Source organism: uncultured Mobiluncus sp., from assembly GCF_947087965.1.
Lineage (GTDB): Bacteria > Actinomycetota > Actinomycetes > Actinomycetales > Actinomycetaceae > Mobiluncus.
The window spans coordinates 303,039-327,981 of record NZ_CAMUES010000002.1 but is presented as its reverse complement, the minus strand read 5'-3'; the positions used below and the strand labels follow the sequence as shown (position 1 = coordinate 327,981).

General features: G+C 57.1%; 24 protein-coding genes. 17 read left to right on the top strand and 7 right to left on the bottom strand.

Translation table 11 applies throughout. From position 1 onward, the window contains the following. The first annotated feature begins 12 nt into the window (after positions 1-12). The 6 genes from yvcK (at position 13) to Q0V70_RS03450 (ending at position 7,497) form a co-directional block, all read left to right on the top strand. Positions 13-1,038, top strand: coding sequence for a uridine diphosphate-N-acetylglucosamine-binding protein YvcK (gene yvcK, locus Q0V70_RS03475; protein ID WP_297588396.1), 1,026 nt, complete (start codon positions 13-15; stop codon positions 1,036-1,038). 72 nt (positions 1,039-1,110) lie between these two features. Next, entirely contained in the window at positions 1,111-2,091 is a 981-nt protein-coding gene (whiA, locus tag Q0V70_RS03470) for a DNA-binding protein WhiA (protein WP_297588393.1), read from the top strand. 73 nt (positions 2,092-2,164) lie between these two features. Then, positions 2,165-4,246 (top strand): excinuclease ABC subunit UvrC, encoded by a 2,082-nt coding sequence (uvrC, locus tag Q0V70_RS03465; protein WP_297588389.1) that lies wholly within the window; start codon positions 2,165-2,167, stop codon positions 4,244-4,246. A gap of 3 nt (positions 4,247-4,249) precedes the next feature. Further along, positions 4,250-5,521, top strand: a complete 1,272-nt coding sequence (locus Q0V70_RS03460; RefSeq protein ID WP_297588386.1) for a methyl-accepting chemotaxis protein — start codon at positions 4,250-4,252, stop codon at positions 5,519-5,521. Then, positions 5,518-6,699, top strand: a complete 1,182-nt coding sequence (locus Q0V70_RS03455) for a methyl-accepting chemotaxis protein (RefSeq protein WP_297588383.1) — start codon at positions 5,518-5,520, stop codon at positions 6,697-6,699. The genes Q0V70_RS03460 and Q0V70_RS03455 overlap by 4 nt, the downstream gene beginning before the upstream one ends. Before the next feature lie 48 nt (positions 6,700-6,747). Then, positions 6,748-7,497 (top strand): HAD-IIB family hydrolase, encoded by a 750-nt coding sequence (locus Q0V70_RS03450; protein WP_297588613.1) that lies wholly within the window; start codon positions 6,748-6,750, stop codon positions 7,495-7,497. Here the strand turns inward: Q0V70_RS03450 and Q0V70_RS03445 are convergent. Beyond that, a complete protein-coding gene (locus Q0V70_RS03445) occupies positions 7,494-8,381 on the bottom strand; it encodes an RNA methyltransferase (RefSeq protein ID WP_297588380.1) in 888 nt (295 codons plus the stop codon). The two genes, Q0V70_RS03450 and Q0V70_RS03445, sit on opposite strands and share 4 nt — an antisense overlap. A gap of 206 nt (positions 8,382-8,587) precedes the next feature. Between Q0V70_RS03445 and Q0V70_RS03440 the strand changes: the two genes are divergently transcribed. Further along, positions 8,588-9,247 (top strand): hypothetical protein, encoded by a 660-nt coding sequence (locus tag Q0V70_RS03440; RefSeq protein ID WP_297588378.1) that lies wholly within the window; start codon positions 8,588-8,590, stop codon positions 9,245-9,247. Positions 9,248-9,293: 46 nt separating this feature from the next. Here Q0V70_RS03440 and Q0V70_RS03435 read toward each other — a convergent pair whose 3' ends face one another. From Q0V70_RS03435 to Q0V70_RS03425, 3 genes are all read right to left on the bottom strand, one after another. Further along, entirely contained in the window at positions 9,294-10,340 is a 1,047-nt protein-coding gene (locus tag Q0V70_RS03435) for a quinone-dependent dihydroorotate dehydrogenase (protein ID WP_295027558.1), read from the bottom strand. Positions 10,341-10,377: 37 nt separating this feature from the next. After that, a complete protein-coding gene (locus Q0V70_RS03430) occupies positions 10,378-11,382 on the bottom strand; it encodes an aldo/keto reductase family protein (RefSeq protein ID WP_297588375.1) in 1,005 nt (334 codons plus the stop codon). Positions 11,383-11,477: 95 nt separating this feature from the next. Beyond that, complete coding sequence (locus tag Q0V70_RS03425) at positions 11,478-12,113, bottom strand: DUF3043 domain-containing protein (RefSeq protein WP_295027560.1); 636 nt, start codon at positions 12,111-12,113, stop codon at positions 11,478-11,480. Positions 12,114-12,196: 83 nt separating this feature from the next. Between Q0V70_RS03425 and Q0V70_RS03420 the strand changes: the two genes are divergently transcribed. The 6 genes from Q0V70_RS03420 to Q0V70_RS03395 all read left to right on the top strand — a co-directional run bounded on the left by Q0V70_RS03420 (position 12,197) and on the right by Q0V70_RS03395 (position 17,257). After that, a complete protein-coding gene (locus Q0V70_RS03420) occupies positions 12,197-13,570 on the top strand; it encodes a dipeptidase (protein ID WP_297588373.1) in 1,374 nt (457 codons plus the stop codon). A 10-nt stretch (positions 13,571-13,580) separates the two neighbouring features. After that, positions 13,581-14,066 (top strand): hypothetical protein, encoded by a 486-nt coding sequence (locus tag Q0V70_RS03415; RefSeq protein WP_295027562.1) that lies wholly within the window; start codon positions 13,581-13,583, stop codon positions 14,064-14,066. Positions 14,067-14,191: 125 nt separating this feature from the next. Continuing rightward, positions 14,192-14,536 (top strand): iron-sulfur cluster insertion protein ErpA, encoded by a 345-nt coding sequence (erpA, locus tag Q0V70_RS03410; RefSeq protein WP_282921684.1) that lies wholly within the window; start codon positions 14,192-14,194, stop codon positions 14,534-14,536. 190 nt (positions 14,537-14,726) lie between these two features. After that, positions 14,727-15,611 carry an FKBP-type peptidyl-prolyl cis-trans isomerase gene (locus Q0V70_RS03405; protein ID WP_297588371.1) on the top strand — a complete coding sequence of 295 codons (885 nt, stop codon included), beginning with the start codon at positions 14,727-14,729 and terminating at the stop codon, positions 15,609-15,611. 52 nt (positions 15,612-15,663) lie between these two features. After that, entirely contained in the window at positions 15,664-16,719 is a 1,056-nt protein-coding gene (locus Q0V70_RS03400) for an FKBP-type peptidyl-prolyl cis-trans isomerase (RefSeq protein ID WP_297588369.1), read from the top strand. Positions 16,720-16,852: 133 nt separating this feature from the next. Beyond that, complete coding sequence (locus Q0V70_RS03395; RefSeq protein ID WP_282921681.1) at positions 16,853-17,257, top strand: DNA-binding response regulator; 405 nt, start codon at positions 16,853-16,855, stop codon at positions 17,255-17,257. Positions 17,258-17,262: 5 nt separating this feature from the next. Here Q0V70_RS03395 and Q0V70_RS03390 read toward each other — a convergent pair whose 3' ends face one another. After that, positions 17,263-17,607, bottom strand: a complete 345-nt coding sequence (locus Q0V70_RS03390) for a hypothetical protein (protein ID WP_297588366.1) — start codon at positions 17,605-17,607, stop codon at positions 17,263-17,265. A gap of 45 nt (positions 17,608-17,652) precedes the next feature. Here Q0V70_RS03390 and Q0V70_RS03385 point away from each other — a divergent pair, with 45 nt between their 5' ends. The 3 genes from Q0V70_RS03385 to Q0V70_RS03375 all read left to right on the top strand — a co-directional run bounded on the left by Q0V70_RS03385 (position 17,653) and on the right by Q0V70_RS03375 (position 21,194). Beyond that, positions 17,653-18,462, top strand: a complete 810-nt coding sequence (locus Q0V70_RS03385) for a 1-acyl-sn-glycerol-3-phosphate acyltransferase (protein WP_297588364.1) — start codon at positions 17,653-17,655, stop codon at positions 18,460-18,462. 36 nt (positions 18,463-18,498) lie between these two features. Then, complete coding sequence (locus Q0V70_RS03380) at positions 18,499-19,698, top strand: pyrophosphate--fructose-6-phosphate 1-phosphotransferase (protein WP_282921678.1); 1,200 nt, start codon at positions 18,499-18,501, stop codon at positions 19,696-19,698. 101 nt (positions 19,699-19,799) lie between these two features. Continuing rightward, positions 19,800-21,194, top strand: coding sequence for a class II 3-deoxy-7-phosphoheptulonate synthase (locus Q0V70_RS03375; protein WP_297588362.1), 1,395 nt, complete (start codon positions 19,800-19,802; stop codon positions 21,192-21,194). Positions 21,195-21,276: 82 nt separating this feature from the next. Here Q0V70_RS03375 and pknB read toward each other — a convergent pair whose 3' ends face one another. Next, a complete protein-coding gene (gene pknB / locus Q0V70_RS03370) occupies positions 21,277-23,364 on the bottom strand; it encodes a Stk1 family PASTA domain-containing Ser/Thr kinase (protein WP_297588360.1) in 2,088 nt (695 codons plus the stop codon). Positions 23,365-23,444: 80 nt separating this feature from the next. On the opposite strand from pknB, the gene Q0V70_RS03365 reads away from it, so the two are divergent. Then, positions 23,445-23,816, top strand: a complete 372-nt coding sequence (locus tag Q0V70_RS03365) for an Rv2175c family DNA-binding protein (protein WP_297345975.1) — start codon at positions 23,445-23,447, stop codon at positions 23,814-23,816. Here the strand turns inward: Q0V70_RS03365 and Q0V70_RS03360 are convergent. Continuing rightward, positions 23,813-24,898 (bottom strand): polyprenyl synthetase family protein, encoded by a 1,086-nt coding sequence (locus tag Q0V70_RS03360; RefSeq protein ID WP_297588358.1) that lies wholly within the window; start codon positions 24,896-24,898, stop codon positions 23,813-23,815. The genes Q0V70_RS03365 and Q0V70_RS03360 overlap by 4 nt on opposite strands. Positions 24,899-24,943: the final 45 nt, after the last annotated feature.

Here is a 24,943-nt window from a genome sequence, read left to right as displayed (position 1 = left end):
GGTGAGATAGGTATGAATGTACAGGGACATTATTTTCAGCCTCCCCAAGATTCCGTGTGGCCCGGACGCGCGACCGGCCCGAAAGTGGTGGCGTTTGGTGGGGGACACGGGCTGTACGCTACGCTTTCGGCTTTGCGCCACCTCACCACAGATCTCACTGCAGTCGTCACCGTGGCCGATGACGGAGGCTCCAGCGGACGTTTACGTCAAGAGTTTGACCTGCTGCCTCCGGGGGATTTGCGCATGGCGCTGGCGGCGTTGTGCGATGAATCCGATTGGGGTCTGACCTGGCGCGATATTTTGCAGTTTCGGTTTAAATCAAACGGGGAGATGAACGGACACAACCTGGGCAACCTGTTGCTGGCTGGTTTGTGGCAGATTCTCGATGACCCGGTCGCGGGTCTGGAATGGATGACTCGGTTGTTGGATGCGCAAGGCCGGGTGTTGCCGATGTCTACCGTCCCGATGGCTATCGAAGCTGACTTAGAAGAGGACGGGCGGATTCAAACGATACGCGGACAATCCAAGATTGCGAAAGCACCGGGGGTGGTGCGGGGAATCCGCTTGGATCCTCCCGATGCGCCGGTTACCCCGCAGGTTCTGCAGGCGGTCGCAAGTGCGGATTGGGTCGTGTTGGGTCCGGGTTCCTGGTACACCTCGGTGATGCCGCATCTGCTGATTGCGGACTTGCGGGAAGCGCTGGTGCACTCGCCGGCGCGGAAAGCCCTGGTGCTGAATCTCAGCCGCCAACGCGGAGAAACGCAAGACCTGACCCTTCCCGATCATTTGCGGGTTTTACATCGAATTGTCCCCGAGCTGCGGCTCTCAGTGGTGATTGGTGATCCCGTTTCGGTGACGGACATCGACGACTTGCAAAATGCCGCTAACGAACTGGGATGTCAGGTCATGTTGCGCCAAATTTCGGTCGGGGACGGCACCGCTCGTCATGACTTCTTGCGATTGGCAGCCGCATTCAGAGATGCCATGAGCGGAAACTGGGGAGATTTGTCCAGTATCGAAGAGCTCGACAATCATTAGTTAGAATAGTGATTGGACTCACTGACCGGCTTTCAACCATGCCGGTTTTCACAACCAGGAGGAAGTTAAACTATGTCCCTGACGGCAGTCGCGAAAGATGAACTCGCGGGGGTTCGCGTCGAGTCGCGAGCTGATTTTCGCGCTGAAATTTCTGCGCTGCTGCGGTTTGCGGGGGGAATCCACCTGGTGGCCGGCTCCATAGTGGTGGAAGCGGAGTTGGATCACGCCAATAGCGCGAAACGGCTGCAGCAGGCTTTGCTGAATCTGTACCACACGAACTCCTCCGTGGTGGTGGTCAGTGGAACCGGAATCCGCAAAGCAGATCGCTACGTGGTGCGAGTCGTGTCCGGGGCAGAGAAGCTGGCAAAAGAAACCGGGCTGTTGGATAAACAGGGCCGCCCAGTGCGGGGGTTAGCCCCGGAAATCGTGTCCGGGCCCCTATCCGGCTGCGTCGCCGCATGGCGGGGAGCTTTCCTAGCTCGCGGTTCACTGACGGAACCAACCCGGTCCTCAGCGCTGGAAGTGACGGCGCCCGGCCCTGAGGCGGCCCTCGCCTTGGTAGGCATGGCTCGACGGATGGGGGCGAACGCCAAGTCACGCGAGGTGCGTCAACTGTTTCGGGTAGCCGTGCGGGAAAACGACTCAATCAGGGCTTTGCTGACCCAGATGGGCGCGGAAACGGCCTTGCATGAGTGGGCAGATAAGCGTGAAAAGCGTGAGAAGCGCGGGGAAGTCAACCGGTTGGCGAATTTTGATGATGCCAATATGCGCCGGTCCACCCGGGCAGCCGTGTTGGCGGGGGCACGCGTGCGCCGGGCTTTTGAAATCCTAGGGGACGACATTCCTCCGCATCTCATTTCCGCAGGGCGTTTGCGCCTGGAATACAAGCAGGCTTCACTGGAAGAACTAGGTCAGCTCAGTGAACCGCAGCTGACGAAAGACGCGGTGGCGGGCCGAATCCGCCGCCTGTTGGCCATGGCTGATAAACGGGCAGAGGAGCTGGGAATCCCCGACACCGAATCTGGGTTGAATTCCGAAGTGTTGGACTCATGAATATCGCCGGTGGTACCGCCGCAACTCTGAGCCCGAATCCGAGCAACCTCGTTTGCGGCGACGTGAGGTTTCCATGAAAGCGCCAGACTTTCCCAAGGCATCCGAGATTCCCACGCAACCGGGGGTGTACCGGTGGCGCGACGGCCGCGACCGGGTTATTTATGTGGGTAAAGCCAAGAATCTGCGTAATCGGCTGACGTCTTACTTCGTAGACCCCGCGCGTCTGCACCCGCGCACCGCGAAAATGGTTGCCAGTGCCGCTTCGGTGTCCTGGGTAGTGGTCGGCTCCGAGGTTGAAGCCCTGACCTTGGAATACACCTGGATTAAAGAACACGACCCCAAGTTCAACGTGATGTTTAAGGACGATAAGTCCTACCCGTACTTTGCGGTGACGATGAACCAGGAATATCCGCGCATGGGAGTGCTGCGTACCGCGCATCAACGCGGAGTGCGTTACTTTGGTCCCTACACGGCGGTATGGGCAATTCGTCAAACCCTGGAGCTGTTGCAAACCGTGTTTCCGGTGCGGACCTGCTCTGATGGGGTGTTTGCCCGGGCTCAAGCCGCTAACCGGGCATGTTTGCTGGGTTATATCGGACGATGCTCCGCGCCGTGTATCGGCCGCGTCAGCGCTGCACAGCACCGTGAACTAGCCGAAAAGGTCTGCGACTTCATGAGCGGGCGTGATGCCGGGTTCTTGCGCGAAATCGAGACTGCCATGTGGGACGATGCCCAGGCTTATCGCTTTGAGGACGCGGCCCGGAAACGAGACCAGCTGGAGGCGCTGCGTAAGGTTTTAGAAAAAAACGCTGCGGTGCTCAGCGACGACACGGACGCGGACTTGTTCGCCCTTGAGGCCGACGAACTCCAGGTTTCTGTCCAGGTTTTTTATGTGCGGGCGGGGCGAATTCGCGGGCAGCGCGGTTGGGTGAGCGCGCGGGAAGAGGACCTGGACGAGCCCTCCCTGATGGCGCGGGCTTTGGAACAAATCTATGGAGAAGCGGCGGCAGACCTTGCTCGTGAGGGGAGCGCTGCGCGGCCGCGGCGGGTTGGTCCCAGCTCCGCCAACGATACGGCGCATTTCGATACTTCCGTCATTCCCAAGGAGATTCTGGTTTCCGTTTCCCCAACCGATGTGGGTGTACTGCAGCGCTGGTTGAGCGCGTTGCGAGGGTCTCAGGTGAGTATTCGGGTGCCACAACGGGGAGCGAAACGCGAAGCCTTGTCCCGAGTGCAGCTCAACGCGGTGGAGGGGTTGCGCTTGTACAAGACTCGGCGAGTCCGGGATTTGACCCAGCGAAACCTGGCCTTGAATGAGCTGGGACGCCTACTCGACATTGATCCGCCGCTGCGGATTGAGTGTTACGACATTTCTCACACGCAAGGAACCTTTCAGATGGGTTCCATGGTGGTGTTTGAGGACGGCGCCCCCCGCAAAGACGCTTACCGGAAGTTTTCAATCCGGGGCGCTGACGGCACGGGTACCCCCGACGATACAACCGCCATGAACGAGGTGCTGCGCCGGCGCTTTGAACGCCTCATTCAAGAGGAAAACAGCCCGGGCGCGGGACTTCCCGGAACCGATGCGCTAGCCACGGCAAGCGGCACGGAGCTTGTCGAAACGACGAATCCTTCCCCCCAGACGGCACAATCTGGCGCTATACCCCCCTTGGAAACGGAAAAAGAACCGCGGCGGTTTTCCTACCGTCCCGATTTGGTCGTGGTGGACGGAGCACTGCCCCAAGTTCATGCTGCTCGGGCGGCGATGGATGAGGTAGGGGTGTGGGATATTCCTGTCGTTGGATTGGCAAAGCGATTGGAGGAAGTCTGGCGGGTAGACGATGACTTTCCGGTCATCTTCCCGCGAACCTCCGAAGCCCTGTACCTGCTGCAATATTTGCGTGACGAATCCCACCGTTTTGCCATCAGCGCGCATCGCAAAAAACGCGCTCAAGCCATGACCCGTTCGATTCTGGATGCTGCCCCGGGAGTTGGTCCCGCCCGGCAAAAGGCGTTGCTCAAACAGTTCGGGTCGGTCAAGCGTTTACGTGAGGCCAGCGCCTCCGAGATTGCCCAAGTCCCCGGTTTTGGCTTGAAAACAGCGGAAAACCTCGTGGCATTCCTGAACAACTCCGGGAATTCTGGTAAGAATTAACGCATGTCCGATAACCCGACTGCGCTGCGTCTGCGCGGAATCAGGTTTAACCTTTTGGCGAAAAACCTGGTCAGTGGGGTTGCCGTGTTGCTAACTCCGGGGCTGATATTTTTAGTTTCTCTGGTGGTCCTGTTTCGCCTGTTGAGGAGGGCTGGCAGCAGTACCCAAGGCGAGCTCAGCGTGAACCTTACCGTGGTGGTTGGGGTGCTGATTGTTGTGGTAGCTGCCGGAGCCGCCGGGGCATGGTTACTCATCAGATTCATTTCCCGTTCCATTACCGATGCGGCCAACTCGGTGCGGCGCAGTGCCCAGGCGATAGCGGCGGGAGATTTTACGGTTGCGGCGCGGGGAGTGACCAATGACGAGCTGTCCGATTTGGCGCGGGTCATGAATGAAACTCGTTTGGCGCTCAGCCAGCTGATGAATGAAACTCGCAGCGTGTACCATCAGGTTTCTGAGGAACAAACCGGATTGAACGGTGCGGTCGATGCCTTGGGAGAGGCCGGTGGCAAGGTCGGCCAGGAAGTCGACACGGTGATGCCACAAGCCCGGATGCTCGCCAAGTCTGCCGCACAACTGGCGGATGCCGCTGCCGAGATTTCCTCCTCCCGCAGTGACATTGCCCGCCACACTCAGGAAGCCCTAACCATTGGACACAGCGAAGTGGAGGACTTGGCTGAGCTCTCTCAGATTATTCAAGAATTTCAGTCCCACAGTCAGGACATTTCTGTTTCTGTGAATCAGATTGCCCAAATCGCAGAGCGAACCAGCCTGTTAGCTTTGAACGCCACCATTGAATCGGCGAAAGCCGGGGAAATCGGGGCGGGTTTCGCGGTCGTAGCCGGCCAGATAAAAGAACTTGCCGTGCAAACCAGCACCGCGGCGGCGGCGGTGACGGAGGCTTCCGCAGAAATCCAGGAACGCTGTGACCGGGCTGTGGGTGTGACTGCCGACGTCTCCGAAAAATTGAACCAAATTAATGACTCGCAGCAAGTTTCCGCCCAAGCCGTGGCTGATCAGGCCGCGGTAGTGGCCTCGATGGAGGCAGCCTGCGCGGGAGCTCTCGACCAGTGTCGCGCCCTGAGCGAGGAGATCGAGACTATCACCGAGGCTGCCGTCCAGTCTCAAACCAGCCTGCAAAACATTGACTCAGAATCTGACAAGGTGGAGGAAATTATTTCTACCATCCGCGCTATGATTCACAACCTCCAGATGGTTGAGGACGCGGGTGAATTGAATCTGCGAGAGCTGGGGGAATCGGAGGAACAGTCATGAACAGAAATCTGGTCTCCATCGCCGGACAGTTCCGGCTCACTGCCTACTTGAGCTTTGGATTCTCCGCGCTTTCAGTGGTGTTGCTACTGGTGGGGTTGAATCGAATCCTCTCTCTGGGAGACCAACCCCAGGTTCAACAGCGCGAAATTTTCACCCAAATCATCATCCAGGTCATTTTGATAGTGATTTTGGCAATCTTGGGAACGGTCATTGGTTTTACCATGCGAGCTCGAATCCGCCGCTCGGTGAAAGCCGTATCCCTGACCCTGGCAGATTCCGCGGCGGGCAATTTTACGAACCGTGCCCAAATCTATACCAAAGACGAAATCGCAGATTTGTCGCAGGCAGTCAACGAAGCGATGGTTTCCCTATCCTCCTTGGTGGTCAATCTGCGCAGCGGTGTGGACGGATTGCGGAATTTTGCCGCGGTCGCCGGCAGCGAGGCCGAGATCGTCAAAACGGGCAACGACCGGGTTCTAGATAGCAGCAATCGGCTGTCTGAGACCGGGACGCAACTGGGACAAACGGCGCAAACTTTGACAGACAACGGTATCGCGGTGGCGGGGGATATCGCGCATTTGTCCGAAATCGCCTCCAGCAATGAAATTTTGCGTTCCGACGGTATCGCGGCGGCACGCAATCTGAACACCGCGGTAACCGAGCTGAAAACCTCGGTGGAAAACATTATGGCTTTGATGACGGATATTTCTGTGATCTCGGAGCAAACCAATATGCTGGCACTGAACGCTACCATTGAGGCTGCCCGCAGTGCGGAAGCCGGGCGCGGTTTTGCCGTGGTCGCCAATCAGGCGAAAGATTTGGCTTCGCAAACTGCCGAAACCACTGGTGAGGTCATCAGCCAGGTCGCCCAATTGCAGACCCAAGCGGAAGCCGGGGAACAGCGCATCGAATTTCTGTTGACCCAGCTGGAGGCATTGAGTGCCTCGCAGCGGGCCGTCAACCAGGACGTGAACCGTCAAGAAATCGCTTTGTCCAAAGCTAATACCGGCATCGATGAGGTGCGTTCGTTTTCTAATGAACTGTTCACCCATTCGCAATCCTTAGCGTCCCACTCACAAAGTGCCCACGCTCAATCCGAGCAGTTCCAAGAGCATATGAACGTGGTGCAAGACGCCGTCTCGACCCTGGACGAGCGAATGGCTAGGTTTACGGTCTAGCCTCCTCAGGATTGTCTAGTGAGTTTGCAATTTACCACCTCTGAAGCCCTGCGTCTGGTTGCTTTCGACCTGGACGACACGCTGGCACCCTCAAAAATGCCGCTCGACACCGAAATGGCGGCCGCCCTGGCCAAGCTCCTGAACAGGTATGAAGCGGCCATCATTTCTGGCGGCCAGCTCTCTCAGTTCCAAACCCAGGTTCTTTCTCGACTCGTCGACCAGCCGGCTCCCAAGCACACGCTGCATCTGCTGCCCACCTGCGGCACCCAGTATTACCGGATGGAACCGGGAAGCGACCCGGACAAACTGGTGCGCGTCTACCGCCGAGACCTCGCGGCAGACCTGCGGCGACAGACTGTTGAAACTATCGAAACAACTGCTCGTGAACTTGGCTTTTGGGAATCCTCACCGTGGGGAAACATCATCGAGGACCGCGGCACCCAGGTGACCTTTTCCGCCTTGGGTCAGCAAGCGCCCCTCGCGGCAAAACGAGCCTGGGACCCCGACGGCTCGAAGAAAGCCGCGTTGGTGCAGGCGCTGGGAAAGCAGTTGCCCCAGCTGGAGGTGCGTAGCGGCGGGGCTACCTCGGTGGACGTCACAGCACGCGGAGTGGACAAAGCTTACGGCATCCGCTCCCTAATGGAATCGACTGGGTACACCCCGCTCAACCTTGTGTTCTTGGGGGATCGTCTCGACGAGCGGGGCAATGATTACCCGGTGTTGGCGACTGGGGTGCCGTGTCAGGCGGTGAGCGGTCCCGCGGACACTTTGGCCTGGCTGCGGCGGTTGCTGGCCTAGCGATTCCAAGTTTCGGTTGGTGATGAGCCGTTTACAGGCGGTTTCGCGGCCGTCGCCCAGCAGGCGATAGCGATAGCCCCGGCCACATTCAGGGAATCGACCCCGTGAGCCATCGCGATGCGCACCACTTTATCGGCGCGGGCAATCGTCCGCGGTTTCAATCCATCCCGTTCAGCTCCTGCAATGAAAGCCACCTTTCGAGTCGGGTCAGTGGCCAGTTCCGCTGCGTAATCTCGCAAGTCCTGAGAGTCCTCGCGCAGCGCCAGCGCGACCAGTTCAAAACCAGACTCGTGAAATAACGCCGGGTCGGGCCAGCGTTCCAACCGGGTCCAAGGCACTTGAAAAATCGTGCCCATCGAAACCCGTACCGCCCGGCGATACAGCGGGTCAGCGCACGAGGGCGTGACCATGATGGCGTCGTAGCCGCAGGCCGCGGCACTGCGCACCGCTGCTCCCACATTCGTGTGATCGACCAAATCTTCCAAGATTAAGACTCGGGACGAACGGTTCAGGATTTCGCGCGGATCCAGGGCCGGTTTGCGCTGCATGGCCGCTATCGCCCCGCGGTGCAGATGGAAACCCACCAGGCGTTCCAAGAGGTCTTCCGGAGCCACAAACACGGGGATAGGTCCGCCGTCGTCCGCAAATCCGGTGGCGGGACTGGCGGCGAGCAGCGGGCGGATAATTTCCAGCCAATGCGGGGCTAAGAGCAGGGAGCGCGGGGTATATCCGGCGCGCAGGGCTCGGCCGATGACTTCGTTGGATTCCGCCATAAACAGTCCCTGTTCCGCTTCCAGACTGCGGCGCAGATTCACGTCTTTTAACTGGGTGTAGTCACGGAGAAATTCCGGGTAGGCAGTGAGGGATTCCAGGTCAATTAGCACGCTTAATTGTGCCTTTTAATCCCCAAAATTCCCAACTTTAGACCGAAAACAAGCGGATTTACAGAGTTTTCCACAAGGTGGCTGAAATGGGGGTTTTCCACAGGTAAGAAAATCTGTTCTCGACACCCGCCCCGGTTTTCAGAACACTAAATCCCAGAAGGCGCGGCGCCAACCGGGCCTGGGGGAAATGACAGAAAGGAACACATATGGCGACTTTGGAAATTATGCAAGAACTACGGAATTGGAGGGCAAAGGAAGTACCGCATCATGACGTTAGCTGCGATTGTGAGCGCTGTAACTTAGCAAAGACCATGTCTTTGGAAAGTCTGCGGGGACTCATCGGTAATCCTCAGCTGGATCCGGGCATTTACGGGCCACGGGGCTGGACGGTGCTGGAGGGGGTTACCACCCTGACTCTGCCTTATTCGGATTGGATGTGGTTTGACATGGCTCGCGAATATCCCGACGTGGATGTGGAGGAAATGGTTGACTATTTGCCATACTCAGATGGGGATGCGTGGCTAGCCACCCAACTGTTGAAAGTGATACCGCCCAACGCGTTGGACGAGCGGCAAAACTACGCTCCGCGGGTGGAGGATTTGCTGCAGCTCGTGGCTCAGCATCCCGCTGAAACATTTTTTTCCGGCTACATGATTGGACCCCAGCGCTTTGATGAGCGTTTGAGCATAGATACCATTTTCGTCTCGCCGCATCTGCTGGGGCTCGGTCCTGACGATGAGGATCCGCATGCGGCCTATGCTGGTTTGAAGCGGTTTGAGTTAGGTGAGGACGCCTGTCCCGATGAAGTCAGCGTCTTTTATAATCGGCATCTCAATCGGCAACTGTGGCGTTTTTGGTGGGATTAGTTAGGCTCAACGCGAGGTGGGCAGGGCGTCTAAAACCGGTCAGAAGCTAGCTGGGGGTCAGTTCCCGATTGAGGCGTGCCGGCCAGACGGGGCCTTCATAAATGAAAGCCGAGAATCCTTCGATGAGGTTCGCGCCGGCAGCCAGCATGGCTCGGGCATCGTCAGGGGTCGAGATGCCGCCGACCCCGATAATGGTTTGCTCAGGGCTCAGGTTCGCTCGCAACACTTTCACGACCTCCAGGGCGCGGCTCCGCAACGGCGCGCCCGACACTCCGCCAGCACCCAAATCGTGCTTGATGGTCGTGTTGGTCGCCACCACTCCAGCTAAGCCCTCATCCATAGCCAGCTGTGCCACGGCAATGACATCTTCATCAGCCAAATCCGGGGCGATTTTTACAAACACGGGCAGCTCGGATAGTCCTTGGAGTTTCAGTTCGCGCCGCACAGCTTTGACGATGGGGCGCAGGGAGGAAACTGCCTGCAGGTCCCGCAATCCGGGGGTATTTGGTGAGGACACGTTGATGACTAGGAAATCTACGAGGGCAGCCAATACTCGCGTAACTTTACGGTAATCCGTCGCGGCTTCTTCGGGGGGAGTGACCTTATTCTTACCGATATTGGCCCCGATGATGATTTGCTCCCCATATTCGGCTCGCCAGCGCCGTAACCGGCGGGCTGCCACTCGCGCGCCTTCGTTATTGAAGCCCATCGCGTTGCGTAGCGCACGCTGCTGGGGCATACGCCACAAGCGCGGACGGTCGTTGCCGGGTTGCGGCAGGGGGGTGATGGTACCGATTTCCATGAATCCAAAGCCCAGCGCATCCCACATGGCGACCGCGCGGGCTTCTTTGTCCATGCCTGCCGCCAAGCCCAGAGGGCCGTAAGTGCGAAACTCTCTACCCGAAAGGTCGGGGTCGAAATTGGGGCGGGGGAGAGGCCAGATAAAGGTTGGTTCGCTACGGCGGACTACTCGGGAAGCCGCCTGGCGCGCCAACCTAAACCGCCCCCAGAACTCCAGCCAGTCGATAGCGCGGCGATGCACCCATTCGGCATCGAGCTTCACGAAAAGGTGACGAAACACAAACTTGTACATAGAGACAAGTCTAGTCGGGGACAGAAAAGGAACGACCCTAAGGACGCTTCAACGGAGACTTGTGGCAATCATCGGGCTGGGTATGAACCACAAAATCACCCAGCACATCATCGATGAGAGCGTTCAAATGGTCGTCAATCGTCACGTCCAGAGCTCCCAAGTTGTCCTCAATCTGGGACGCTTTGGAGGCTCCAATAATGACGCCGGAAACATTCGGGCGAGCCAGCAGCCAGGCCAAAGCTAGCTGATTCATGCGGCAACCGGCTTCTTCTGCTACCCGGCGCAATCCCTGTACTGCGGCCAGCAGGTCGTCCTGCATCCAGCGGTGCATGAACTTTCCTCCAACTTTGCTGGCGGCACGCGTTTTTTCCTTCGGAGTTTCCCCGGGACGGTACTTTCCGGTCAACACCCCTTGTGCCAGGGGAGAAAAGCACAAGTGTCCCATACCGTTGTGTTCGCAAGCCTCGACGACCCCGTCCTCGACGACTCGCCACAGCAGAGAGTATTCAGCCTGATTAGAGATTAGGGGAATCTTCAGTTCGCGGGCCAAATGCGCCGCATCGCGAATCTGGTCGGGATACCACTCGGAAACCCCAACGTAGAGAATCTTCCCGGCTCGCACCAAGTCGGCAAAAGCCAGCATGGTTTCTTCCAGCGGAGTTTCGTAATCGAAGCGATGTGCCTGATAGACATCCAGGTAATCCGTGCGCAGTCGCTTCAAGGAGTTATGGCAAGATTCAAAAATATGTTTGCGAGACAGCCCGGCATCGTTCGGCCCAAAGCCCTTAACTGGCCAATAAACCTTGGACATCAGCACCAAGTCTTGACGATCCACGTCCCTTAAAGCCCGCCCTAAGACTTTTTCAGCGGCACCATTGGCATAAACATCGGCGGTATCAAATGTAAAAATTCCGTTCTCAAGGGCGGTCCGAACGGTTTTTTCCGCAGTTTTGTCCTCTATTTGGGCTCCGTGAGTGAGCCAGTTCCCGAGAATCAGCGAAGAAATCTTGAGTCCAGAGTTGCCTAAATAACGTGTGTCCATGATGTCAGTCTATAAGCTACAGGGCCATGACCGCGACTGTTAACGGATGGTAAACGCTGAATTTACGCCAATTTAACAATAAATTGGGGCAGCTATCAGGAATCCCGCTGCTGTTTAGCGGCCTTGCCGCGCCCCACCTGTGGCTTCGGGCTACGCCACCGGCGAATCATGATAGCGCGCGTAAAGGCATACCAGCGCAGTCCGCGCGGCACATTGTCCGCGCCCAGACGCTTCACCACTTTGCGCCGGGCTTGTCCCGCAATGAAACCGGCATCAAGCATGCCCAGAATCAAGACAGCATAAGAACCAATCAAGGTCCAGGTATTGATTTTTTGAGCCAAATCCGAGTTTTGCCGGTTCAAAATAGACACAGCAATCAAGCTGAGAGCCATGAGCGCTAGCATCGTCACAATCATAAATTCGGCAAAAGAATAGCGAGAATCGATGTAATCTCGGGTCATTCGGCGAGCCTGACCGCGATGCTGGTAAGGCAACAAATCCTCGCGACCCGTGCGCAGACCTTCCTGTTCACGCTCGTAGCGGCGGCGCGATTCCGCGCGCGCCCGTTCCTTCGCGACTTTCTTGTCAACACCCAGCAGTCCTTGGTAGTTGCGGGCTTCCTGCTGTTTGCGCGAAGGGGTGGGCCCCTTCTTTTGGCGTGGATTGGCGGCGGTTTTCGATTCGCCCGTGTTTTCAGCTTCGCTTGGCTGCTGCTTTTTTAATAGACTCATGATAGGCAAATCATGCCACAGATTTTTTATGTTGGAAAACCGGGAAAGCGACCGGCAAACAAAAATAGGGAAAGGAAAATACGGTGGAGGAAGTAACCTTGCGTGAACGTGCAACTGCCGATTTCAACAATCTAGTCGAGTTCTTAAAAGGCTTGGTGCGGATTCCCGCGGTGTCCTCGCTGCCGGAACATGCTTCGGACATGCAGGCCAGTGCGGAATACATTGTGAAAAATCTGGAGGCAGCCGGGGCTGCGGCACGCATTGTGACCGTGACGGATTCGGAAACCGGGTTAGTTTCTCGCCCCGCAATTTTGGCTGAAAAGTCCGGACCGGCCGGTGCTCCCACGGTGCTGCTCTATGCGCACCATGACGTGCAGCCCACCGGGGATCTCAACAAATGGGATTCGGATCCGTTTGAGCCGGTGGAGCGCGATGGCCGTCTTTATGGCCGCGGTGCCAGCGATGATGGAGCCGGGGTGGCGACTCACTTGGGGATGCTGCGCGCATGGGGTGACGAACTGCCCGTCAACGTGAAAATCTTTATCGAAGGCGAGGAAGAAGTCGGCTCTCCAACCTTTACCGCCTTCCTAGAACAGAATCAGGAATTCCTGCAGGCTGATGTCATCATCGTGACGGATTCCGGAAACTGGGACGTTCACCAGCCGGCCTTGACCACCGGTCTGCGCGGCGTGTTGAGCGTAGACGTGAGTGTCAAGACTTTGGATCACGCCGTACATTCCGGGGCTTTTGGCGGGGTCACCGTAGACGCCTTGACCTGCCTGTGTCGGCTCATCGCCACTTTGCACGATCAGAAGGGCAGTGTGGCGGTGCCGGGTTTGGTGGCGAACCCGGTGGCGGACGTGGACTACCCGGAAGATGACTTGCGGAAACAAATGGGTGCTGTGGCGGGGCTGGAACTGACGGGGACTGGTGACCTCGCCTCCCGCCTGTGGACCCAACCAGCCATCAGTGTCATCGGGATTGACGCGCCCAGCATCGCGACCAGCTCGAATACGATTATCCCGCAGGCGAAAGCGCGGATTTCGATGCGTATCGCACCGGGTCAGGATCCTCAAAAGGCGGCGCAAGTGCTATCGGATTACCTGGTAGCTAACGCTCCTTTCGGTGCCGAAGTCAACGTGGAGTGCCTGGAGACCGGTCCGGCTTATGCAGCCAATCTGGATTCTCCGGTGCTGGCTTTGATGCACGGAGCCTTGACCGATGCGTTTGGGGTCAAGAGCGTCAATATCGGGCAAGGCGGTTCGATTCCGTTTATAGCCACGTTCCAGGAGTTTTTCCCCGCTGCCGAAGTCCTCGTGACCGGGGTCGAGGATCCCTACACCAACGCCCACTCGGAAAATGAATCTCAAGATTTAGCGGATTTGCAAGGGGCTGTGCTGGCCGAAACCCTGCTGTTGGGGCGGTTGTCTAACGGCTCTGTCCCGGCGCTCAGTTAGGCTCAGCCCGGTGCGGATTCAGATTCTGGCGACTCCCAAATTCGCCGAGTTTGCCCAGGACTTTTGCGAGGCGTGGAGCCAGTACCATCCGGCGGACACCCTGCACCTAGACGTGGCGAATTTGCAGCTGGCACAAGCGCAGAGTGTGAGCCCGGCCGTACCCGACCCGGACAGCACCGGCACCGCGCTTGTGAAAGGACTGACCATTGCCAGCCCTCGGCAAGTCCGGCTGGATGCGCAGGCCGATTTGTACCTGGTCATTCAGCCGGAAATCACCGATGCGCCCGGGCCGGCTGACTTGGCAAACCTGGTCGTGGCCCGGGCGGCGCGGCGAGGCATTCAACCTGTGGTGGTGTTGGCCGCGGATTCCCCGCTTTCGCGCCGTCAGCTGCAAGAATCAGGCATCGCGCAAGCCTACTTCTTCGCCGAACATCCCCAGCGCGGGGCAACTGAGTGGGGACGTATCCTGGGCCAAACCTGGCATCTGCCCGATTGAGAGCAACGGTTGCCCGTCAGGCGGCAATATGCCCAGGTCAGGGCGATACCAAAACTGAGGAAGAAAAAACGACATAAATAAGGTTAGACTAAGTTGCAGTGTTTTTTGCAGGAAAGGAAATATAGATGGAGACCGCTTCTTTGACCCACGAGGTCACTTTGACTGATGCCGCAGTAGCCAAGATTAAATCCTTACTGGAACAGGAAGGCCGTGATGATTTGCGGCTGCGCGTGGGGGTAGCTCCCGGGGGTTGTTCCGGTTTGATTTACCAGCTCGAATTCGATGATGAGCTGTCCGAAGACGATGCGGTACGGGATTTTGATGGCGTTGAGTTGGTCGTTGACAAAATGAGCGTGCCCTACCTGGCTGGCGCCACAGTTGATTTCCAGGACACTCTGGCCCAGACCGGGTTCGTTATCGATAACCCCAATGCGGTCAATACCTGTTCATGTGGAGGATCTTTCCACTAGAGAAAAACTACTAAGTGTCGCGGCGAGCCTAGTTATCTGGGCTCGCCGTTTTTTACAGTTCTGAAGCAGAATAAACGGCTGGGTGGAGCGATAAAGTAGAAAAGTCGACAACGATTAGGCTCGGACACCGACTTATTCAAGGTAAAATCAAGTTTAAACGAATCTGAACTTGAGTATTCTGGGGAGTATCGTGTTACGAAAATTTGCTTTCGCCCTAGCGGCCGCCAGCCTCGCGCTGTTACTGTCTTCCTGTTCTAAACCCGCTGGTAGCGAGATGCCTACTGTGGCTTCACCCCAGTTCGGGACGGTACCGGAGATTAATTTCCCGGCAGCCCCCCCGCCTGAAGTACCCGTGATGAAGGTGCTTGATGACGGCAACGGAAAAGGCGAGGAGGTTAAGGACGGCGACCTTGTCGTTGTGGATTACTACGGCAAAGTTTGGGGTGGAGCTTTGATGCCTGATTCCACCATCACCGATGCGGCCGGACCGCGTGCGATTTCGCTGGCTCACCCGCCGATTGAAGGATGGAAAGAGCTGCGTGGGGTCAAGGTCGGTCAGCGGGTTATGCTGATTCTGCCCCCGAGTAAAGCCTACGGCGAGATGGGTGCCAGCAGTATCGGGGTTAAGAAGGGCGACACGCTGGCCTACGTGGTGGACGTGCGTTTAGCGGTGTCCGCGGACGCAGCCTCCAAGTTCCAGGTCACTCCCACCAATAACCCGCTGCCGGATGGTATTAGCATCGAAGCGGACGGTCAGGGTGCCTACACTGTCAACGCTGTGGCGGCAGGGTCGTATCCGTCTCAACGATCCACCTCGGTCTACGCCACCGGCGACGGTCCGGCAGTCAAAGTGGGGCAGGGCGTCATCGTGAAACGAGTCAGTACGGATTGGAACACCCAGACCACCGCGGCTGACTGGAATGCCGGTGAGCTGACCTCGGTTTCAGCTGATTCTTTAGAACTAGCCGATTTACCGTTGGGTAGTTTGGTGCTGGTAGTCACCCCGGCTACGCCCACGGCTGATCCCCAGGCAACATTGTTGCAGCTGGTTGCCGCCTACGATACCAACCGTTAACACCGCAGGGCGAGGGACACGAAACCTGAATTTTGGAAAAAGAGGTACAATCTTGCAACACCTACAGAAACAACTAGCGGTACTCTCCCTGTTTGCTTTGGCAGTCGCGGGTTTGACAGCTTGCCAAGAGGCCCCCAGAGAACAAAACGCCCCGCTAGCCACCCCGAAGAGCTGCGTTAAGACCATTACCCCAGCCGCATCTGCGGAACCAGCGGCGGTAAAACCGGTAGAAAACGGACCGGTTCCCGCGGTGGACTCACCCGATAGCTTCGGGACGGAACCAAACATTGCGGCGGGAACGGGACCGGCTCCTAAAGACTTCATCCGCACGGTGCTGCATGAAGGCACCGGGACCGTCGTTTCCGCGAACGCTGACGTCATCGTCCATTACAAGGGACAAAAGTGGAACGGCGAAGTCTTTGACGACTCCTGGCAAAGGGGCGAACCCGCCCACTTCTCTCTAGGTAGCAACATCATCGAGGGTTGGACCTGGGGTTTGGCCGGGCGCAATGTGGGGGATCGGATTGAGCTCGTCATTCCGCCGCGCTTAGCTTACGGGGAACTCACGGAACGGGAACAAGCCGCGAAAGACGCCGGGCAGCCTCTACCCGGCAAGGATCACCCGCTGGCTGGCGAAACTTTGGTTTTTGTTATCGACATTCTGTTCGCGCCTCCGGTGACGGAAGAAACCCAGTTGGCCGCATACACCCAGCTTTTGGCTCAATCACAGCCTACCGGGGCGAAACTTCCTGACGGTCTGCGAATCTATTGCGGCCCCGGTGCAGAACCTCAGCCGGCCTACATCGAAGGTTCAAAAGTTCCCGGCCAGCCCGCGAACGTGTGGACTCTGGAAGGGCAGGGACAGCCCATTCAGGCCGGCGACCAGGTCGGATATGTAGTGGTTTCCGGTTCTTGGGGAGACAAGCCCGTCTCGACCTGGATTAACGGTCAGGGCGTGCTGTGGGCGGATGCGGAAACCATGAAAGCCGTGGGTAAAACCGTCGGTTCTCGACTGGTGATGGTGGGGCCTCCGAACAAATCAGCGCCGCGTGGGGTCGTCCAGATTGTCGATATCGTAGACGCAATCGCCCTCCCGACTTTGGGATAGGGCGGGGATTGTCACCAGGATTTTCGAGTCGGCGAGTTTGGCCGGCACCCATCGGGGGGCGCCCACAGAACTGTTTGGCGTGCACCCAATCGGTAGGTAAAATGTTCATGTCTTTGGTAAAGGAGCGAATTCTATGGAAGCAAAAGCAGGCACCGATGCCGTGCAAGTTATGCTTTTCAGTGGCAATCCCCATACCCGTCAAGCCGTCATGGATGCAGCCGGACTCAGCGGTAGTTTCGATATACCGCCGATAGACTGGCAGGAAGTGGCGACCCCGGATGCGGTGAAACAAAATTTCGCTGAGAACCGCTATGCGGCTCTGGTGCTTGATGCTGAAACTTATCAAGAGGGCGGGCAATCAGTGGCGCGTTGGCTCAATATTCATGCGGATAAAGTTCCGCCCATCATTATGCTGGTGGCTCGCCAACAGGACGAATGGATGTCGCGCTGGTCCGGGGCGAGCTATAACGTACCGGCTCCCTATGAGGCTGATGCCGTGATGGCTGCTCTGAGACAGGCTCTTTCACAGACCACTTGAGAGCCTTAGCGACGGCGGATGGGCAGGAGCAAACCCAAACCCACCGCTAGTGCCAGTAAACATATAGTGGCTGCCACTGCCGAATAAGCCGGTTGGGTAATCCCCAGGATTATAAAGCCGATGATGGCGGCAACCAGCAGCAGCCAACCGACCTTAGTGCGAGTGCGCAAAGTCGGTAAAGGGGGATTGGGTGCTACGAAGCCTTCGTTGTCTTCCGCTGGAGTCCAGTCCCGAGGTCCGAAACCTCCGAGCTCAGGAGTAGCCGCCGCGAGTTGCTCGAAACGGCGATTGACCTCCTCAGGGGTTTCCTCATCGCGATCCTTGTGACCGCTTCGTTTACGAAACGTCATATTTGAACTATACATGAAGCCCTTGGGGCACTGGAGGTATCGACTGTGTACAGATTCTCAAAGTTTGTCGCCGGACCGTTGTTACGCCTCTTGTTTCAGCCGTGGATACGCGGAGCGGAAAACATTCCCGAAACCGGGCCGGCAATTTTGGCTTCCAATCACCTCGCCGTCATCGACTCGGTGTTCCTGCCGTTGATGAGCAAGCGAGAAATTACTTTCGTCGGGAAGTCCGATTACTTTACCGGCACCGGCTTTAAAGGCTGGATTACCAAGCATTTTATGCAGTCCGTGGGGGTCATTCCGGTAGATCGTTCCGGCGGCAAAGCCTCCCAGGTCGCTTTGGATAAAGGTCTGCAAGTCCTGGAACGCGGCGGTTTGTTCGGCATCTATCCCGAAGGCACGCGTTCGCCGGACGGCAGGCTTTATCGAGGCAAAACTGGGATTGCCCGGCTCTCGCTGATTAGCGGCGCTCCGATTATTCCGGTGGCGATGGTGGGAACGAACAAATCGCAGCCTATCGGCAAGACCATCCCCAAGCTGGAGCGTATCGGGGTCATCATTGGAAAGCCTCTGGACTTCTCACGATACAAGGGTATGGAGAATAATCGCTACGTGTTGCGTTCCATAACCGATGAAGTCATGTATGACTTGATGCTGCTGTCCGGTCAGGAATATGTTGATGAATATGCCGCCAATGTGAAAAAACGCCTGGAGGCACAGCGAAAAACTAGCAGGGACGCTGGCAAAGACTCCGAAACAGCCGCGAGTGAGGCGGGGACTCCGGATATTTCCCCTTCCGAGGAACAGCCGGATACCACACCGGACTTAGCCACCCAACCCGGCGATGAATCTTAGAATGTTAAGAAATCAGATAACGAGAAAGGCAGAAATATGGCTTTGAAGCGAGTAGCTCTGTTGACAGCCGGCGGTTTTGCGCCGTGCCTGTCCACCGCGGTGGGCATGTTGATTGAACGGTACACCGAGTTGGAACCGGAGGTGGAAATCATCGCTTACGAGCACGGCTATCACGGTCTGCTGACCGGCAAGTATTTGCAGATTGATGATGATGCCCGGGCACATGCCTCCCGTTTGCAGCTCTATGGTGGTTCGCCCATCGGTAACTCCCGAGTCAAGCTGACAAACACCGCCGACCTGGTGAAACGCGGTCTCATCAAGGAGGGTGAGGACGCCCTGAAAGTCGCTGCCGACCAGCTGGTAAAGGACGGCGTTGATGTGCTGCACACCATCGGTGGGGACGATACGAACACGACCGCGGCCGATTTAGCAGCCTACCTGGAAGCGCACAAATATCATCTCACGGTGGTGGGACTGCCCAAGACTATTGACAACGATGTAGTGCCGATTCGTCAATCTTTGGGTGCCTACACAGCAGCCGAAAATACTTCCATTTTTGCCCAGCACATCATTTCCGAATCCCGGGTCTCTCCGCGGATGCTGATTGTGCACGAGGTAATGGGACGTAACTGTGGCTGGCTGACGGCGTACTCGGCAAAGCTGTATCGCGAGTGGCTGGACCAACAAACCTTTGTGCCTTCGGTGGGGTTGGACCGTAAACACTGGGATATTAACGGTATCTACGTGCCGGAGATGCATATGGACATCGAATCCGAAGGCAAACGCCTCAAGAAAATTATGGACGAAAATGACACCGTAAACATTTTCCTGTCCGAAGGCGCCGGAGTCATGGACATTGTGGCCGAGATGGAGGCTCAGAACCAGGTCGTCAATCGTGACGCGTTCGGCCATGTACGCCTCGACGAAATCAATCCGGGACAATACTTTGCCAAGCGGTTTGCCAAGGCATTAGACGCTGAAAAAGTCTTGGTTCAAAAATCCGGCTACTTTGCACGTTCAGCCCCGTCTAATCAAGCTGACTTGCAGCTCATCAAGGGCATGGTGGACCTGGGCGTGCAGTGTGCAATCGCCGGTGAATCCGGGGTCATTGGGCACGACGAGGAAAATGGCAACCGTTTGAGCTGTATCGATTTCCAGCGTATCAAGGGCGGCAAGCCTTTCGACGTGAACCTGCCGTGGTTCCGTCAGATGCTCCAGGAGATTGGCCAAGCCTAGGCTTTTCAGGTTTTCTCACCTGCCTCGCTCCGGGTTAAACTATAGGAAAGTTGCCCGGAGCGAGGGCTTTTAATGGCAAACACGAAATGAGAACGCGGGAAATGGTCTTGAATACACTACGGGATTTTGAAACTGTCTGGCGCAGCGCAGCTGCTTTCCAGCAGCCACGCTATCCCGACCCGGCCAAGGTCACTGAGGTCTGTGCCGCTCTGAAGCAGCGCCCGCCGCTGGTTTTTGCCGGAGAGGTCAACGAGTTGCAAAACTTGATGGCCCAAGCCTGTGTCGGCGAGGCTTTCGTGCTGACCGGCGGGGATTGTGCTGAAACTTTTGCGGAATCCACTGCTGACCACCTGAAACTAAAAATTCAGACCATCCTGCAAATGGCAGTCGTTCTGGCTTATGGCGGGGGGCTGCCCGTCATCAAAATGGGCCGTATGGCTGGCCAGTACGCCAAACCACGTTCTTCTGACACGGAAACCCGAGACGGGGTGACTTTGGAATCCTACCGAGGAGACGCCGTCAACGGACATGAGTTCAACGCAGACTCGCGCACTCCCGACCCGCGCCGGCTCATGTCCTGCTACCAGTATTCAGCCGCCACGCTGAACCTGATTCGAGCCTTCACCCAGGGCGGTTACGCGGATATGCGCCGAGTCCACGAGTGGAACAAAGGCTTTATGCGCAACCGGGCTTACTCGAAATTCGACGACCTAGCTACCGCGATCGACGCGGCCATGCAGTTTATGAAAGCTACCGGGGTTCCCTCAGACGCGCTGCGAACCACCGATTTCTATGCCTCACACGAAGCGCTCCTTTTGGAATACGAAAGCGCCCTAACTCGTGTGGATTCCATTAGTGGCGATTTGTATGACACTTCTGCGCACTTCCTGTGGATTGGGGAACGCACCCGCCAGCTGGACGGGGCGCACGTGGCTTTGCTGTCTCAAGTGAAGAATCCCCTGGGAGTTAAGCTGGGACCGAACTCGACACCCGATGACGTGACAGGGCTCGTGGAACGGTTGAATCCGGAGGGGCTGGCGGGACGCCTGACTTTCATTACCCGGATGGGGGCTAGCAACATCAGGGAAAAACTTCCCGCCCTGTTACAAGCAGGCAAAGACACCGGCACCCCTATTGTGTGGATGTGCGATCCGATGCACGGCAACACGGTAAAGACCGGTTCGGGCTACAAAACTCGTCACTTTGAGACGATTCTGGACGAGGTGCGGGGTTTCTTTGCTGCGCACGAGGCAGTGGGGACGGTTCCCGGGGGCATTCACGTGGAACTAACGGGCGAGGACGTGACCGAAATCGTTGGCGGTACGGAAACCATCGATGAATCCGCTCTGGCGAACCGTTATGAAACCTTGGTCGATCCGCGTCTGAACCATCAACAAGCACTGGAACTGGCCTTCCTGGTGGCGCAAATGCTGGCGCAGGCGAAGCCGGGAATCCAACCGGCGGACTTAGAGAACTTCCCGGCTCTAGGTTTTTAATCCGTGCCTTGCGCGCGGCGCGGCGTTAACCTGTTGGGGATTTTCGAGTGACAGACTCCGGTTTGCCAGGTATCAAGCGCGCTCAGAACAGGGTGATGGTCACCGTGGAGCCGACTCTTGCCTGAGTTCCGGCGCTAGGATTGGAATTCAAAACCCGTTTGGAATCCCCGAAAGTCCGTTTTACATTGACCGTAAAGCCAGCGGATTCTAGGGCGGCGCGAGCATCGCCTTCACTCTTGCCAAAGACGTTCGGCACCGCCACTACTTCCGGACCTTTAGAAATAACCAGATTCACCTGATCCAGACGGTGAACCGTGGTGTTGGGCGCCACGCTTTGGCTGATGACCTTGCCCTTGGGAACGTTATCTGAGAAGTCTTCCGTGACCTGGGGCTGCAAACCGACCTTCGTCAACTCGTTTTGAGCTTCCTGGCTCGGTTTACCAACCAAATCTGGCATTGAAACCGGTTGGCGTCCCTTGGAAACCGTGATTTTTACGATGGTGTTGTGTGCCACGCTGGCATTGGGAGCCGGGTCTTGGGAAGAAATTTGGCCTTCCGGTACGGTGTCGTGAAAGTCCTCGCTGATTTGCGGAGTATTGAAGCGAGCCTTTTTCACCAACTCCAGGGCTTCCTCACGGGTTTTTCCGGTCAAATCGGGCATAGTCAGCATTTCGATGCCCTTGGACACAAAAATCTTTGCAGTCTGAAAACGCCCCAGCGGTTTACCGGGCGCAGGATTGGTGCGAGCCACGTTACCGGCCGGAATGTTGTCATCGAACACATCTACTCGTTCAAAAGTCACATCAGCAGCGGTAAGGGATTTGGAGGCATCCGGCCATTGTTGATTGACCACGTCCACCATGGGTCTAAACGATCCCGGTCCCCACATAAAGAACCAGGTCAGGATGGCGGCCAAGAGGACTATAGCGCCGACGATTCCCCCAATCAAACGTCCCCGTGTTTTGCTGCGGGTGGTGCCTTCGGATGGAGTTGCGGAGTCCAGCGCGGACTCTGATTGCCGTCCCCGGTGACTCTTCCACCAGGACTTGTGATGCGAGGGAGAACCAGGGGCACCAGGGAGCGGAACTTCGCTGAGAGTCGGGGTCAGCTCCTGGTCAGAGTCTGAATCGGCAGGAGTGGTTGCCGGTGGAGTATCCCCGCGCAGTTCCATCTCGGTGGGGTCCAGTTCGGCAATGGTTTGGTTGACCAGTTCCAGGGCGGCGTCCCCGTTCAAAGGGCGTTTGGCAGGGTCGCGTGTTGTGAGTTTCGCAATCAGGTCGTCGACGGGCTGCGGTACCCAAGGCTGCGTCTCTTTGATATGCGGGACGTCTTCATGCACGTGGGCGTAAGCGATTTGGATGGGAGAATCGCCAGAAAACGGGGGAACTCCCGCGAGGAGTTCGAAAAGCATTATGCCGGTCGCGTAAACATCGACGCGGGAATCTGCGGCGGTTCCAGAGACAGTTTCGGGAGATAGATACGCTACCGTGCCCAGGATTGAGCCGGTAGTAGCAGCCGTGACTTCGGAGGCGGCGCGCGCCAAACCAAAATCGGCAACTTTAACTTGGCCGGTTTCTGGCAGCAGCACGTTTTCTGGCTTTACATCACGATGAATCAAGCCGGAACGGTGAGCGGCAGCGAGAGCCTGGAGGATTTCTTTGGTGATTTTGAGAGCCTCGCCCACCGGCAGGCATCCCTGCGAACGCAGGTAAGTACGCAGGTTAGGACCTTTTATCAGTTCCATTACCAGGTAGCTGGAACCCTGGGCGCTGCCCTGGTCATAAACGGCGACAACGCCGGGGTGGGTCAGTTTTGCCGCTGCCCGCGCCTCCCGGCGGAACCGGGCGACGAAGTCCGCGGATTCCGCCAGGTGAGGATACATGATTTTCAAGGCCACCGGCCGGTCTAAGCGCGTATCTCGCGCCCGGTACACGGTTGCCATCCCGCCGCGGGCAATTCGCTTTTCAATGACGTAACGGGCATCAATAGTCTGTCCTACCAGGCGATCCGGAGGCTCAGGCGCGGCTTTGAGGGCTGCGGCGGGCTGAGCTGGCGGGAAAGAGTCGGGCATCTTGCCGTTAGAGTGACGTCCCGTAGAAGTCGGTTTTGGCGCCGGTACCGCGGTCGTGGCTCCGGTACCGTCAAAATTTTCCTTTTCTTTGTCACTCACGCCCAAAAGTCTAGGTTAAATTGTCCGGTATTTCTGTGTCCCTCCCCGTGACGCGCCGCTTTTTGCATTAGTTTTGCATTGTGAGTGATATCTGGAAGGAATTTAGCTGGCTGACTATCAGTGAAGCGGCGGCTTATCTGGGCGTGGAAGCGAAGGCTATTCGCTCCTGGCTGAAAGATGTATCCCTGCTGGCCCTGCCTTCCCCAGAGGACGGAAAGTTGCGCATTCCCCAGGTTTTCCTGGTGGCTGCCGAGTCTGAGGGGGACTACCGCGGTCCGCTGGAGGTTCTGCGGGGCACCCTAATCCTGCTGCGTGACGGCGGGTTCAGTGATGCCGAAGCGATGAACTGGATGTTGAGCGAGGATGACAGTTTGGGGGACACCCCGCTGAATGCTCTGCGGGCGGGGCGCAAGAAAGCTGTGCGCCGAGTGGCTGGAGCCCTGGCTCTCTAATTAGCGCGGTTCACCAGGGAGGAACCGAAGTCTGCAAGTTGCCGTTTCACTTCCGCATCGCACGGCATGGCATCAAGGAATCTCTGGGATTGTTCCAGATGTTCATTCATCAAATCCGAAATGGCGCGACGAGCTCCGGAACCGGTGATGATGGCGCAAATATTGTCAATTATGGGCGGAGTTAAGTCTGGCGCTCCCCAATAGCGCATCAAGTAGTCCCGTCCCTGGTCATCAGTCATTTCCCAAGCGAGGGCGAGCTGTGCGGTGCGTTTGCCGGAACGAATATCATCGCCTGCTGGTTTCCCGGTCAGTTCTTGATCGCCAAAAATTCCCAAATCATCATCGCGCAGCTGGTAAGCCACCCCCAGAGGAGTGGCAAAACCTTCCAACTGTTCCATCAGGGAATCACTGGCACCGCGCAACGCCGCCCCCAACAACAGCGGTATCACCACGGAATAACGTGCGGTCTTGTGCTTGATGATTTCCATAGCCGCGTCCCGAGATGGGGGCATATCGGGGGAAATCTCGCGAGTCTCAGCGGAAAGGTCGAGGAACTGTCCGTAGGCGACTTCGGCTTGCATCGAAACGTAGAGATTGCTGGCCCGGCGCGCATTTTCCGTAGAGAGCGTGCTGATAGCTTGGGAAAAGTAAGAATTCGCTGCCGCATAGAGCAAATCACCCCACAGAATAGCGGCGGAGTCGCCGAAACGAGGTCCACCCATGGGGAAAGAAGTCATAAATGCGATTTGTGCGGAAGGCAGGCCACGGCGTTTGATGGCATCGTCAATAATGTCATCGTGAACTAGGGCCGAAGCCTGGAAAAGCTCGAGGCTGGTGCCCAGGTCCAGAAGTTGGTCGGGAATTTCATCCGTTTTGAGAGGGCCAGCGGCGCTAATCCACCCCATGTAGGCGGCGATAGCCCGGAAACGCTTACCGCGAGCGAGTAGGCCGATAGTGGGACCAGAGAATTCGTCAAGTTGGGTGATAGTTAAGGCTTTGCTGGTGCAATATTTCCACGGTTCAGTGAGGCGGGCGCTGACCTCAGAGCGCACGTCAGCTATTAGGGAAATCTCCTCGAGCATGACCCAAATTTACCATGTCATGAGCAATTTTGTTAGTATGAAATT